Origin of the sequence: Citrobacter sp. MGH100 (assembly GCF_001034465.1) — a bacterium.
GTDB lineage: Bacteria > Pseudomonadota > Gammaproteobacteria > Enterobacterales > Enterobacteriaceae > Citrobacter > Citrobacter youngae.
In genome coordinates this window covers 1,642,159-1,656,686 of sequence record NZ_KQ089800.1, presented here as the reverse complement: position 1 = coordinate 1,656,686, position 14,528 = coordinate 1,642,159, and the positions used below count along the sequence as shown (strand labels likewise).

The following is a 14,528-nucleotide window of genomic DNA, read 5'->3' as shown; positions in this document are numbered from 1 at the left end:
GCCGGATGGCGGCTTCAGCCCCATCCGGCATGTCGCTTATACCTCGTAATCCATCTCTTCTTCACTGCGCAGTGGTATCAACTGGACTTTCTGCACTCGATGGTTTTCTACTTGCAAGGTTTTCAGCAAATAGTCGCCAACCTGTACTTCCTCTCCGGTTTTCGGGATGCGCTGCAGATACTCCATTAACAGCCCGGCAATGGTGTGGTACTCACGTTTCTCATCTAATGGGATCGGGACATACTGCACCAGGTCTTCCAGCGGCATATGGCCGTTTGCCGTCCACGACCCATCGGCATTTTTCTGAATATCATGACGAGCATCGATCTCTTCGACTTCATTTGGCAAGTTACCCGCGATGGTTTCCATCACGTCGCTGAGCGTCACAATTCCTTCCACCGAACCAAACTCATCGGCCACAAAAGCGAAGTGTGTACGGGCATTACGGAACTGCTCCAGCGCAGGAAGAAGCGGCAGGGTTTCCGGGAATACCAACGGCTGGCGAAGTAAGACGCGCAAATCGAGCGGTTCGCCACGCAGCGACTGTTGCAGAAGGTCAATTACATGCACCACACCGAGCAGTTCTTCCTGTTCATCTTCTCCGGTTACGACCAGGCGCGTATGCTGGTTTTTCTCCAGTAGTGTGCGAATTTCTGCTTCCGGAGCATTGAGATCAATATGCTCGATATCATGGCGTGACGTCATGATACTGCTGACGGTTCGCTGATTAAGGTTCAGTACGCGCTCAATCATCCGCCGTTCTTGTGGTGCAAAAATCTGGCCTTCATGATGATCCGCCAACATAGCGGCAGTTTCGGCATCCAGCTCGGCATCTTCTTTTTGACCGCTTATCAGACGCATCACCGCCTCGGCGGTACGCTGGCGTAACGTGTGGTTAGCCGACAGGAAGCGACGACGGTTAAAAATAGCCAACTGGTTCAGGGCTTCTATCATGACCGAGAAGCCGATAGCCGCGTACAGATAGCCTTTCGGTATGCGAAAACCAAAGCCTTCCGCGACCAGGCTGAAACCAATCATCAACAGGAAGCTCAGGCACAGAATAACAATAGTTGGGTGGCTGTTAACAAAGCGGGTCAACGATTTACTGGCCAGCATCATCAGGCTGATGGCAATGATCACCGCCGCCATCATGACCGCCAGATGATCAACCATACCAACAGCGGTGATCACCGAGTCCAGTGAGAAAATGGCATCAAGTACCACAATTTGCGCGACCACGCCCCAAAATTTCGCACCCCGACGTTGGGTGGGATTGTCGCTGTCTTTCCCTTCCAGCCGTTCGTTGAGCTCCATCGTCGCTTTAAACAGCAGGAAGAAACCGCCGAACAGCATGATCAGGTCGCGGGCGCTGAAGCTGAAGTCCCGAATGCTGAACAGAGGTGTGGTCAGCGTCACCAGCCATGATATTGACGCCAGCAGCAGCAGGCGCATAACCATTGCCAATAGTAGCCCGGTAATACGCGCCTTATCCCGCTGAGATGGCGGGAGTTTCTCCGCGAGGATGGCAATAAAAACAAGATTATCAATGCCAAGAACGAGTTCTATCACGATTAGCGTGACGAGTCCGGCCCAGATTGACGGATCGGCAATCCATTCCATAGTAAATGCTATACCCATAGTTATATGACAATTGTCACAATTCGATCATGGGTAAAACCGACGAAAAATGCAATGGCGAGAAGGGATTTCTCTGCCCTTTATATCAGGACAGAGGCGAGAGAATAGTCGGAAGGTAACTGCAAGAAATGGCTTTATTTATGCAGTTATATTTAGGAAATATCGCAGGCTGGATATTTATATATTAACATTGTCAACATCAATAAAATCCTAAAAATATACATACCTTATGCTTAATATTAATCTTAAAAGGCTACGTTTCAGGGCTTGTTATCTTGCCTGCTATTCGGTTAGCTGCAACAATTCTTCCCGTAATAATCAAAAGAGAAATATGTTGCCAGTATCGCACCATGCTATTACTGATGGGCAGGCGCTATGAATATGATGACAACAGCGAGGATGGTAAAAATATAAATTAATCAGTGCATTGGTAGCCAATAAAGCCAGGGGCGGTAGCGTGCCTGGTCGCCTGATGATAAACCTAAATTATTCTGTCAAGAGACTGCAGATGGATTCATTTTTTTTAGGACTGATGCCAGTTAAATTTCTATTCAATTAACGGCAAGGTGAATGCAAACAGGCGTAATCGCTATTTAAAACGCACGTGATAATGACTCTGCCAAAGTGATAAATAATCAATGATGAAATCCAAACTTAAATTGATGCCAGTATTGGTGTCGGTAATATTGATCAACGGTTGTACCGTGTTTCCGGGCAGCAATATGTCTACCATGGGCAAAGATGTGATTAAGCAGCAGGATGCCGATTTTGATATCAACCGGATGGTGAATGTTTATCCGCTTACCCCTCGACTGGTTGAACAATTGCGTCCGCGACCGAATGTTGCTCAACCTAATATGTCGCTGGATCAGGAGATCTCCGGGTATCAGTACCGGGTCGGACCCGGCGATGTCCTGAATGTCACCGTCTGGGATCATCCCGAACTCACCACGCCTGCGGGACAGTATCGTAGCTCAAGCGATACAGGAAACTGGGTGCAACCTGATGGCACCATGTTTTATCCCTACATTGGCAAAGTTAGCGTGGTGGGAAAAACGTTGGCAGAAATTCGTAGTGATATTACCGGGCGCTTAGCGAAGTACATCGCAGACCCGCAGGTGGACGTTAATATCGCCGCATTCCGCTCGCAAAAGGCATATGTCTCCGGGCAGGTGAATAAATCCGGTCAGCAGGCCATCACCAACGTACCTCTTACTATCCTTGATGCTATTAATGCCGCAGGCGGCCTCACAGAAGCGGCCGACTGGCGCAACGTTGTGCTGACTCACAAAGGGCAGGAGCAACGCATTTCACTGCAAGCGCTAATGCAAAATGGCGATCTGAGCCAGAACCGTCTGCTCTATCCTGGCGATATTCTGTTTGTCCCACGAAATGACGACCTGAAAGTGTTCGTGATGGGTGAGGTGAAAAAACAGAGCACCCTCAAGATGGACTTCAGCGGTATGACACTCACCGAAGCGCTGGGTAATGCGGAGGGCATCGACCTGACCACCTCCAATGCCAGTGGCATCTTTGTTATTCGTCCATTAAAAGGCGAGGGTGGACATAACGGCAAGATAGCCAATATCTACCAGCTTGATATGTCTGACGCGACATCGTTGGTGATGGCGACCTCTTTCCGACTCCAGCCTTACGATGTGGTGTATGTCACGACCGCGCCGGTTGCTCGCTGGAACCGTTTGATCAATCAGTTGCTGCCGACCATTAGCGGTGTTCGTTATATGACGGATACGGCCAGCGACCTTCACAACTGGTAATCGCCATGTTTAACAAAATCTTAGTTGTCTGTGTGGGGAACATTTGCCGTTCTCCGACGGCAGAGCGCTTGTTAAGGCAATTTCATCCGGCGTTGACGGTGTCTTCCGCTGGTCTCGGCGCGCTGGTAGGCAAGGGCGCCGATCCGTGCGCTATCAGTGTGGCGCAGGCACATAACTTGTCGCTGGAAAATCATTGTGCACGACAAATCTCGGGACGGATGTGTCGGGAGTATGACCTGATCCTGACCATGGAAAAACGCCATATTACGGCGTTGTGTGAAATGGTGCCGGAGATGCGCGGCAAAGTAATGCTGTTTGGCCATTGGGACAGCGAACGCGAAATACCTGACCCGTATCGTAAAAGCCGTGATGTGTTTGATGCGGTGTATGCACTACTTGAGCGGTCTGCCCACCAATGGGCCCAGGCACTGAATGCGGAGCAGGGAAAACAATGACAGAAAAAGAAAAACAGTCTGCCACGTCGGCAACAGGCAACGATGAAATCGATATCGGACGTCTGGTGGGGACCGTAGTCGAAGCACGCTGGTGGGTACTGGGCATAACCGCCGCATTTGCGCTATGTGCGGCGCTCTACACCCTGTTTGCCACGCCGATCTACAGTGCCGATGCGCTGGTACAAATAGAGCAAAACACCGGCAGCTCGTTAGTTCAGGATATTGGCTCGGCGTTATCCAACAAGCCACCTGCTTCTGAAGCGGAAATTCAGCTTATTCAGTCACGGCGGGTATTGGGCAAAACGGTAGACGATCTTAATCTGGATATTTCCGTCACTAAAGATTCATTTCCTCTTTTTGGTGCCGGCTGGGACCGTCTGATGGGCCGCCAGAATGAAACGGTCAATGTAACGACTTTCGCCTTGCCAACGTCAATGAATGAACAGACCTTCACGTTGAACGTACTGAACGACAAAAGTTATCAACTGGTGAGTGACGGCGGCTTTAGCGCTCGTGGCCAGGTTGGGCAGTTACTGAACCATGACGGTGTAACGATGCTGGTTGAGGCGATTCATGCCAGTCCGGGTAGCGTATTTACCGTCAGTAAGTTCTCCACGCTTGGCACGATCAACAATCTGCAAAATAACCTGATGGTGACGGAAACAGGTAAAGATACCGGGGTGTTGAGTCTGACCTTCACGGGGGAAGATCGTGAACAAATCCGCCAGATCCTTGACAGTATTACCCGCAACTATCTGCAACAGAACGTGGAGCGTAAATCTGAAGAGGCCGCTAAAAGCCTGGCATTTCTGGCAAAACAATTACCGGAGGTGCGCAACCGTCTGGACGTTGCCGAAAACAAACTGAATGCATTTCGTCAGGATAAAGACTCCGTCGATTTACCGCTGGAGGCCAAAGCGGTGCTGGACTCGATGGTAAATATTGATGCTCAGTTAAATGAACTGACCTTTAAAGAAGCTGAAATCTCCAAACTGTTCACCAAAGCGCACCCGGCGTATCGCACGTTGCTGGAAAAACGCCAGGCGCTGGAAGATGAAAAAAACAAGCTTAACGGGCGCGTGACGGCGATGCCGAAAACGCAGCAGGAAATTGTCCGCCTGACGCGTGATGTGGAGTCCGGCCAGCAGGTCTATATGCAACTGCTGAATAAACAGCAGGAGCTGAAGATCACGGAAGCCAGTACGGTTGGCGATGTGCGCATTGTCGATCCTGCCATTGCCCAGCCTGGTGTCCTGAAACCGAAAACGGCGCTGATTATTCTCGGCAGTATCCTACTTGGTTTGATGCTTTCAGTGGTTGGCGTGCTGCTACGGTCGCTGTTCAATCGCGGTATTGAAAGCCCGCAGGCGCTTGAAGAGCAGGGCATCAGCGTGTATGCCAGCATTCCCCTGTCAGAATGGCAAAAAGCGCGTGATAACGTTCAGACCATCAAAGGTGTGAAACGCTACAAGCAAAGTCAGTTACTGGCTGTGGGGAATCCGACCGATCTCGCGATAGAAGCGGTGCGCAGCCTGCGTACCAGCCTGCACTTCGCCATGATGCAATCACGTAATAATGTGCTGATGCTTACCGGGGTCAGCCCGTCGATCGGCAAAACATTTGTCTGTGCCAACCTGGCTGCGGTTATCAGTCAGACCGACAAGCGCGTACTGCTGATCGACTGTGATATGCGTAAAGGCTATACCCATGAGCTGCTCGGGACCAATAACGTCAACGGTCTGTCTGAGATCCTTAGCGGCAAGGGTGACATTCCCTCCTGCGCAAAACCAACTTCAATTGCACATTTTGACCTGGTCCCTCGCGGGCAGGTTCCCCCTAATCCTTCAGAACTGCTGATGAGCGAGCGCTTTGGCGAGTTGATGACCTGGGCCAGTGCGAACTATGACCTGGTGCTGATCGATACGCCGCCAATACTGGCCGTGACCGATGCGGCTATCGTTGGTCGCCACGTCGGAACCACGCTGATGGTGGCGCGTTACGCGGTCAATACGCTGAAAGAGGTGGAAACCAGTCTGAGTCGTTTCGGGCAAAACGGAATTCAGGTGAAAGGGGTGATCCTCAACTCCATTTTCCGGCGCGCCAGCGGGTATCAGGATTACGGTTACTACGAATACGAATACACGTCGGATTCGAAATAGATAACTAACAGCAACGCATATCGAATGTAGGCCTGATAAGCGTAGCGCCATCTGGCAACTTTATCTGGGACAAAAAATGACGACAGACAACCCGCTAATTTCTATTTATATGCCCACCTGGAACCGCCAGCAGTTGGCTATCCGGGCGATTAAATCGGTGCTGCGCCAGGACTATAGTCACTGGGAAATGATCATTGTCGATGATTGCTCTGCCGAGTATGAGCAGCTGCAACAGTTTGTTGAGGCGTTAAACGATCCACGCGTGAGCTATACGCATAACGAGATGAACTCCGGCGCGTGCGCAGTACGCAATCAGGCCATCATGCAGGCCAGTGGGCAGTACATTACGGGGATTGATGATGACGATGAGTGGACGCCGAATCGCCTGAGCTCATTCCTTCAGTCTCGTCATCAACTGGTAACGCATGCTTTTCTATACGCTGATGATTATGTCTGTGAAGGTGAGGTTTATTCACAGCCAGCCAGTCTGCCGCTGTATCCAAAATCGATGTACTCACGTCGCCGATTTTATAAACGCAATATCATTGGTAATCAGGTCTTTAGCTGGGCCTGGCGTTTCAAAGCATGCCTGTTTGATACGACGTTAAAAGCCGCGCAGGATTACGACATTTTTCTGCGCATGGTCGTGGCCTACGGTAAACCCTGGAAGGTAAAAGAGGCGACGCAGATCCTGCATGTGAATCACGGCGAGATGCGTATTACCTCATCCCCACATAAGTTCTCCGGTTACTTCCAGTTCTATCGCAAACACAAAGGTAAATTTGACCGGGCGAGTAAAAAATATCAGCTGTTTACTCTTTATCAGATCCGTAACAAGCGGATGAACTGGCGCACATTGCTGACGTTGCTTTCCATCCGTAACGGCAAACGCCTGGCTGACGGTCTGCGAGGACGTTAAGTATGCTGAGTCAACATGTGAGAGCAAAGGTAATGCAATGAATATTCTGCAATTTAATGTTCGGCTTGCCGAAGGCGGGGCGGCCGGGGTCGCGCTGGATTTACACCTGCGCGCGCTGGAAAAAGGGTGGGTGTCGCGGTTTGTATACGGTTATGGCAAAGGAGGCAAGAGAAGCGCCAGTCACGGAAATTATCCGCACGTGATTAAACATGCGCCGCGTTTGACGTCGGCGGCGAATATTGCCCTGTTTCGCCTCGCAAACCGCGATCTGTTTGGCAACCTCGACAGTATGTATCGCACAATCATCCGCACCGCGGGCCCGCTGGTTCTGCATTTCCATGTGCTGCACAGTTACTGGCTGAACCTCGAAGAGGTAGTGGCGTTTTGCCAAAAGGTGAAGGCACATAAGCCCGATATCACCTTTGTGTGGACGCTGCACGATCACTGGAGTGTTACCGGACGCTGCGCCTTTACCGATGGCTGCGAAGGCTGGAAAACGGGCTGCCAGAAATGTCCAACGTTAAGCAACTATCCCCCGGTTAACGTTGATAAAGCGCATCAGCAACTGCCCGGGAAACGTCAAATGTTTCGTACGATGCTGGCGCTTGGCTGCCAGTTTATCTCGCCCAGTCAACATGTGGCGGAAGCATTTAACAGCCTGTACGGTGCCGGGTGTTGTCACATCATCAATAACGGTATCGATGTGGCGACGGAAGCGATTCTTGCTGACTTGCCGGTTCAGCATGAGCCGCTGGGCAGACCGAAAATTGCCGTGGTGGCCCATGATTTGCGCTATGACGGCAAAACCAGCCAGCAACTGGTCCAGGCGCTTATCGCGCTCGGTGACAAAATAGAGCTGCATACCTTCGGTAAGTTTTCCCCGTTTGCCGGAGCAAACGTCATCAACCATGGGTTTGAAAGTGACAAACGAACCTTGATGGGGGCGCTAAATCAGATGGATGGGCTGGTGTTCAGTTCGCGGGTTGATAACTATCCGCTAATCTTGTGCGAAGCGCTTTCTATCGGTGTACCGGTTATCGCCACGCACAGTGAGGCGGCACAGGAAGTGCTGGCAAAATCAGGCGGCAAAACATTCAGTGAAGCGGATGTTCTGCATCTGGTACAACTGAAAAAATCAGAAATTGCACAGGCGGTATTTGACACCTCGTTGGCTACCTTTAGCCAGCAGAGCCGGACAGCATACAGCGGACAACAGATGCTGGAGGAATATGTCTCGTACTATCAGGGTCTGTAGCTATCTGGTGTTGCCGCTGCTTTATCTGCTGGTTAACGTCAAGCTTGCGCAACTGGGTGAAAGTTTCCCTGTCACCGTTGTCACTTTTTTACCACTGTTGCTACTGCTGTTTGTTGACCGTATCAATATTAAAAAGCTGTTGATTGCGTTGGGAGTGGGTGGGGGGCTGGCGGTGTTTAACTACCTGTTTGGCCAATCGCTGGATGCCAGCAAGTATGTAACATCTGCCATGTTGTTTATCTATACCGTGATCATTATTGGCATGGTGTGGAGTATTCGCTTTAAAACCATTTCGCCACATAACTATCCTAAAATTTTGCGTTTATTCTGGCTGGTGGTGGGGTTAGTGGTCGGTCTGGCTGCCGTTGAAATGGCACAGATCATTCTCAGCGGTGGCAGCAGTATAATGGAAGCTATTTCGAAATATCTTATTTACAGCAATAGCTATGTGCTGAACTTTATTAAATTTGGTGGGAAGCGTACCACCGCACTCTATTTTGAGCCTGCATTTTTCGCTCTGGCGTTAATCTCAATTTGGCTCAGCATCAAACAGTTTGGTATCAAAACGCCCAAGACCGATGCTATGATTCTGGCAGGGGTGATATTGTCAGGATCGTTTTCAGGGGTGATGACATTTATTTTGTTTTACCTGCTGGAGTGGGCGTTTCAGTATCTGAATAAGGATGCTATAAAAAAGAAGTTACCCTTGGCAATTATTTCGCTGAGTGTGTTTATGGTGGGCGTGATATTTGCCTTCCCCTACATCACGACGCGTCTTGGTGATTTAGGTACTGAAGGCTCTTCATCTTATTATCGCATAGTAGGACCGTTGGTCATGGTTGGCTATTCATTACTGAATGTCGACGGTGTAGTGAGATTTGGCTCACTTTATGAATATGTTGCATCATTCGGAATCTTTAACGGTGCAGATGTAGGTAAAACGATAGACAATGGTTTGTATTTGTTAATTATCTATTTTTCGTGGTTCGCCGTAATATTATCCCTGTGGTACATGGGAAAAGTAACGAAAATGATGATGAATGCGTTTGGTGATAATCAGAATTATCGGGTGCAGCTTTATCTTTTTACACCGTTGTCGCTGTTTTTCACCGGTTCAGTATTTAGTCCGGAATATGCATTTTTAATTGTATGTCCGTTTATTTTGCGCAAGGCGCTGAATATCGCGAGGTAATTTACATGCTGCTGAGTATTATCACCGTCGCTTTTCGCAATCTGGACGGGATCGTCAAAACCCATGCGTCACTGGCGCATCTTGCGCAGGCGAGCGATATCAACTTTGAGTGGATTGTTATCGATGGGGGGTCAACAGACGGTACACCGGCGTTCCTGGAAAATCTCAATGGAGAGCACCAGTTACGTTTTGTCAGCGAGGCTGATAACGGTCTCTACGATGCAATGAACAAAGGTATCGCTATGGCGCGCGGGCGCTTTGCACTCTTTCTCAACTCTGGAGATATTCTGCATGCCGATTGTGCACATTTTATCCGCCAGTTAAAAACGCAGAGTGATAAAGCGATGGTGATTGGCGATGCTTTGCTGGATTTTGGTAATGGTAAAAAAATGACGCGCCGGGCTAAACCAGGTTGGTATATCTACCACAGTTTGCCAGCCAGTCATCAGGCAATATTTTTTCCGCTGACGGGGCTGCAAACCTGGCATTATGATTTGCAATATAAAATATCATCGGATTATGCGCTGGCAGCAAAATTATACAAGTCCGGGTTCGCGTTTAAAAAACTGACTGGTTTAGTGTCGGAGTTTTCCATGGGCGGCGTATCGACTACGAATAATCTGGAATTGTGTCGGGATGCCAAAAGAGTCCAACGTCAAATATTGCGCATGCCCGGTTTTTGGGCTGAATTTTCTGAATACATACGTCTGCGTACAACCGGTAAGACAAAACACTTATATGGTAAAACGTAAGGTCACACTATGCAGGATTTAAACGGCTTCGCGGTGCCGAAAGGTTTTCGCGGCGGTGGTGCAATTAAAGTGCAATTATGGTGGGCGGTACAAGCAACATTATTTCACTGGTCACCACAGGTGATGTACCGCTGGCGTGTTTTTTTATTAAGGATATTTGGCGCGAAAATAGGAAAAAACGTAGTTATTCGGCCTTCAGTAAAAATTACTTATCCGTGGAAATTAACACTGGGTGATTACGCCTGGGTAGGGGATGACGCGGTTTTATATACGCTGGATAATATTACGATTGGGGCTCATACGGTTATTTCGCAGAAAAGCTATTTATGCACCGGAAGTCATGATTATGCCAGCCAACACTTTGATATTAGCGCCACGCCAATTGTGATTGGCGAGAAATGCTGGCTGGCGACAGATGTTTTTGTCGCGCCTGGCGTGACGATAGGCGACGGCACCGTCGTGGGTGCACGTAGCAGCGTTTTTAAATCGTTGCCGGCCAATGCCATATGTCGGGGTAACCCCGCAGTAGTTACGCGTAAACGCGTCGAGAACGTTACTCCCTGAAGGGAAATTTTAAGAGGTAATAACATGTCAAAAGTCGCTCTCATTACTGGCGTAACCGGGCAGGATGGTTCTTACCTGGCAGAGTTTCTGCTGGAAAAAGGTTATGAAGTTCATGGTATTAAGCGCCGGGCCTCGTCATTTAATACCGAACGGGTAGACCATATTTACCAGGATCCACATGCGGGTAATCCCAAATTCCATCTGCATTATGGTGATTTGACGGACTCCTCTAATCTGACCCGCATTTTGCAAGAGGTTCAACCGGATGAAGTCTATAACCTGGGCGCAATGAGCCACGTGGCGGTGTCGTTTGATTCACCAGAATATACTGCTGATGTTGATGGGATCGGCACGCTGCGTTTGCTGGAAGCGATTCGCTTCCTGGGTCTGGAAAAGAAAACCCGTTTCTATCAGGCCTCCACCTCTGAACTGTACGGTCTGGTTCAGGAGATCCCACAGAAAGAAACGACGCCGTTCTATCCGCGATCGCCCTATGCTGTCGCCAAACTGTATGCCTACTGGATCACCGTCAATTACCGTGAATCTTATGGCATATATGCCTGTAACGGCATTCTGTTTAACCATGAATCTCCGCGTCGTGGCGAAACCTTCGTCACACGCAAAATTACCCGTGCAATTGCCAACATCGCCCAGGGGCTGGAGTCCTGTCTGTACCTCGGCAATATGGATTCGTTGCGTGACTGGGGACATGCCAAAGACTACGTCAGGATGCAGTGGATGATGCTGCAGCAGGAGCAGCCGGAAGATTTCGTGATCGCCACTGGCGTGCAGTATTCCGTCCGTCAGTTTGTGGAAATGGCTGCTGCCCAACTCGGTATTAAGCTGCGCTTTGAAGGTGAGGGCGTGAATGAAAAAGGCATTGTGGTTTCGGTGACTGGGCATGATGCGCCAGGGGTGAAACCGGGGGATGTGATGATCGCCGTCGACCCGCGCTATTTCCGTCCTGCAGAGGTTGAAACGCTGTTGGGCGATCCGACAAAGGCACACGAAAAACTGGGCTGGAAACCGGAGATCACATTGCGCCAGATGGTTTCTGAAATGGTTGCTCACGATCTGGAAGCAGCGAAGAAACATTCACTGCTGAAGTCCCATGGTTACGATGTCGCCATTGCGCTGGAGCATTGAGGATGATGAAACAACGAATTTTTGTGGCGGGCCATTCTGGGATGGTGGGGGCCGCCATCGTAAGGCAACTCGCACAGCGAGAAAACGTGGAACTGGTGCTGCGTACTCGCAATCAACTTAACCTGCTGGACGCCAGTGCTGTGCAGGCGTTTTTTGCCACTGAACGTATTGACCAGGTTTATATGGCGGCAGCCAAAGTGGGCGGGATTGTGGCTAATAATACTTATCCTGCTGATTTTATTTACGAAAATATGGTTATTGAGAGCAACGTAATTCATGCGGCTCATTTGCATAGCGTGAATAAACTGCTGTTTCTCGGTTCATCCTGCATTTATCCGCAGTTGGCCAGGCAGCCAATAGCTGAAAGTGAACTGCTGCAGGGGTTGCTGGAACCCACTAACGAACCGTATGCGATAGCCAAAATTGCCGGAATTAAGCTTTGTGAGTCATATAACCGTCAGTATGACCGTGATTACCGTTCAGTGATGCCGACAAATTTGTACGGACCTCACGACAATTTTCATCCCAGCAATTCGCATGTTATCCCGGCGTTACTGCGTCGCTTTCATGAAGCCTGTGAGCAGAATGCGCCGGATGTGGTGGTGTGGGGCAGTGGCACGCCGATGCGTGAGTTTCTGCATGTGGACGATATGGCGGCAGCCAGTATCCACGTGATGGAGTTAGATCGAGAAGTTTGGCAGGAGTATACCCAGCCGATGCTATCACATATCAATGTGGGCACTGGCGTGGATTGCACTATCCGTGAGCTGGCACAAACGATCGCGCAGGTTGTTGGTTATAAAGGACGTGTAGTGTTTGACGCCAGCAAACCGGACGGAACACCACGCAAACTACTGGATGTGACACGGTTACACCAGCTTGGTTGGTATCACGAGATACCCCTGGAAGCGGGGCTTGCCAGTACGTATCAGTGGTTCCTTGTGAATCAGCAACGGTACCGGGGGTAGCGATGTTTTTACGTCATGAGGAGTTTGCCGGCGTTGTACGTTCTACTCCGCTGATTTCTATCGATTTGATTGTGGAGAATGCTCAGGGGGAGTTTTTGCTCGGTAAACGCCTTAACCGACCGGCACAGGGCTACTGGTTTGTACCTGGCGGTAGGGTGCGAAAAGATGAGTCGCTACATACGGCCTTTGAGCGGTTAACTACAGCCGAGTTGGGGGTGCGTTTACCGCTGTCCTCCGCTGAGTTTTATGGTGTCTGGCAGCACTTCTATGACGATAACTTTTCTGGTCAGGATTTTTCGACACATTACATCGTGCTGGGTTTTCGTCTGAGGGTGTTGGAAAAAGAGTTACAACTTCCCGGAGAGCAGCACGAGACCTGGCGTTGGATGATGCCGCAGTCGCTGTTAGCGACTGACAACGTGCATGAAAACAGTCGGGCATACTTTATGTCGGAACGTCAGGCTGAGGTGCCTGGTTTATGAAGATCCTGGTGTATGGCATTAATTATTCTCCTGAGCTTACAGGCATCGGCAAGTACACCGGTGAAATGGTGGAATGGATGGCGCGTCAGGGGCATGACGTTAGGGTGATTACCGCGCCGCCTTATTATCCCCAGTGGAAAGTCAATGACTGCTATTCATCATGGCGTTATCGCCGTGAAGAGGGGGATGCGATCGTCTGGCGCTGTCCGCTATATGTGCCGAAACAACCGTCAACGATCAAACGTCTGCTGCATTTAGGCAGTTTTGCCCTGACCAGCTTTTTCCCTCTGATGGCACAGCGTCGCTGGAAGCCGGATCGCATAATTGGCGTTGTGCCGACACTGTTCTGTACACCTGGTATGCGCCTGCTGGCGAAGCTGTCTGGCGCGCGTACGCTGTTGCACATTCAGGATTATGAAGTTGACGCCATGCTTGGCCTTGGGATGGCTGGGAAAGGTAAATTCGGAACAGTGGCAAAGTTGGCTAGCGTCTTCGAACGCAATGGTCTGCAGCGCATGGATCTTGTTTCAACGATCTCTCGCTCAATGATGCACAAAGCTCTGGATAAAGGCGTGTCAGCAGAGAAAGTTATTTTCTTTCCAAATTGGTCGGAAGTGGCTCGTTTTCGTGATGTAACTGACGCTGAAGCTTGGGCGCTGCGCCATGAACTGGGGTTACCTAAGGATAAAAAAATTATTCTGTACTCAGGCAACATCGGTGAAAAGCAGGGACTTGATAGTGTGATAGATGCGGCAGCCTGGCTCAGTAATCAGCCATGGCATTTTGTGATCGTTGGGCAAGGAGGCGGTAAAGCGAGGCTGGAAAACATGGTCAGCAGGCGGAGCCTGAGTAATGTGACATTTCTCCCGTTGCAACGCTATGAGGTGCTACCTGCGTTACTGAAGATGGGGGACTGCCATTTAGTCGTACAAAAGCGTGGTGCAGCAGATGCCGTTCTTCCCTCCAAACTGACCAATATCCTGGCTGTTGGTGGTAATGCAGTGATTACCGCTGAACCTGATACCGAACTGGGCCAGCTATGTGACACCTTTCCTGGTATTGCTGTTTGCGTGGAGCCGGAATCGGTGAACGCACTTGTAAGTGGTATTGAACAGACGTTATTGATGCCGAAAGTCAACATAGTGGCTCGTCACTATGCCGAACGCACGCTGGATAAAGAAAACGTGCTTGGTCAATTTATTGCAGATATACGGGGATAA

13 protein-coding genes are annotated in these 14,528 nt (G+C 49.8%); 12 read left to right on the top strand and 1 reads right to left on the bottom strand.

Annotated features, from left to right (window positions below; translation table 11 throughout):
* Window positions 1-36 precede the first annotated feature (36 nt).
* Entirely contained in the window at window positions 37-1,620 is a 1,584-nt protein-coding gene (locus tag SK32_RS07910; RefSeq protein WP_048212046.1) for a TerC family protein, read from the bottom strand.
* A gap of 656 nt (window positions 1,621-2,276) precedes the next feature.
* Between SK32_RS07910 and SK32_RS07905 the strand changes: the two genes are divergently transcribed.
* The 12 genes from SK32_RS07905 (at window position 2,277) to wcaI (ending at window position 14,528) form a co-directional block, all read left to right on the top strand.
* A complete protein-coding gene (locus tag SK32_RS07905; RefSeq protein WP_048212045.1) occupies window positions 2,277-3,416 on the top strand; it encodes a polysaccharide export protein in 1,140 nt (379 codons plus the stop codon).
* A gap of 5 nt (window positions 3,417-3,421) precedes the next feature.
* Window positions 3,422-3,871 (top strand): low molecular weight protein-tyrosine-phosphatase Wzb, encoded by a 450-nt coding sequence (gene wzb, locus SK32_RS07900; protein ID WP_048212044.1) that lies wholly within the window; start codon window positions 3,422-3,424, stop codon window positions 3,869-3,871.
* Window positions 3,868-6,030 (top strand): tyrosine-protein kinase Wzc, encoded by a 2,163-nt coding sequence (wzc, locus tag SK32_RS07895; RefSeq protein ID WP_048212043.1) that lies wholly within the window; start codon window positions 3,868-3,870, stop codon window positions 6,028-6,030. Before wzb ends, wzc begins: the two co-directional genes overlap by 4 nt.
* Window positions 6,031-6,106: 76 nt before the next feature.
* Window positions 6,107-6,949 (top strand): colanic acid biosynthesis glycosyltransferase WcaA, encoded by an 843-nt coding sequence (gene wcaA, locus SK32_RS07890; protein WP_005128312.1) that lies wholly within the window; start codon window positions 6,107-6,109, stop codon window positions 6,947-6,949.
* A gap of 37 nt (window positions 6,950-6,986) precedes the next feature.
* Window positions 6,987-8,204 carry a colanic acid biosynthesis glycosyltransferase WcaC gene (gene wcaC, locus SK32_RS07885; RefSeq protein WP_048212042.1) on the top strand — a complete coding sequence of 406 codons (1,218 nt, stop codon included), beginning with the start codon at window positions 6,987-6,989 and terminating at the stop codon, window positions 8,202-8,204.
* Entirely contained in the window at window positions 8,179-9,396 is a 1,218-nt protein-coding gene (wcaD, locus tag SK32_RS07880) for a colanic acid polymerase WcaD (protein ID WP_048212041.1), read from the top strand. The genes wcaC and wcaD overlap by 26 nt, the downstream gene beginning before the upstream one ends.
* A 5-nt stretch (window positions 9,397-9,401) precedes the next feature.
* Entirely contained in the window at window positions 9,402-10,148 is a 747-nt protein-coding gene (gene wcaE / locus SK32_RS07875; protein WP_048212040.1) for a colanic acid biosynthesis glycosyltransferase WcaE, read from the top strand.
* A 9-nt stretch (window positions 10,149-10,157) separates the two neighbouring features.
* Entirely contained in the window at window positions 10,158-10,712 is a 555-nt protein-coding gene (gene wcaF, locus SK32_RS07870) for a colanic acid biosynthesis acetyltransferase WcaF (protein WP_048212039.1), read from the top strand.
* Window positions 10,713-10,736: 24 nt separating this feature from the next.
* On the top strand, window positions 10,737-11,858 hold the full coding sequence (gmd, locus tag SK32_RS07865) for a GDP-mannose 4,6-dehydratase (protein WP_048212038.1): 1,122 nt from the start codon (window positions 10,737-10,739) through the stop codon (window positions 11,856-11,858).
* A 2-nt stretch (window positions 11,859-11,860) separates the two neighbouring features.
* Complete coding sequence (fcl, locus tag SK32_RS07860) at window positions 11,861-12,826, top strand: GDP-L-fucose synthase (protein WP_048212037.1); 966 nt, start codon at window positions 11,861-11,863, stop codon at window positions 12,824-12,826.
* A 2-nt stretch (window positions 12,827-12,828) separates the two neighbouring features.
* On the top strand, window positions 12,829-13,308 hold the full coding sequence (locus SK32_RS07855) for a GDP-mannose mannosyl hydrolase (RefSeq protein WP_048212036.1): 480 nt from the start codon (window positions 12,829-12,831) through the stop codon (window positions 13,306-13,308).
* On the top strand, window positions 13,305-14,528 hold the full coding sequence (wcaI, locus tag SK32_RS07850; protein WP_048212035.1) for a colanic acid biosynthesis fucosyltransferase WcaI: 1,224 nt from the start codon (window positions 13,305-13,307) through the stop codon (window positions 14,526-14,528). Before SK32_RS07855 ends, wcaI begins: the two co-directional genes overlap by 4 nt.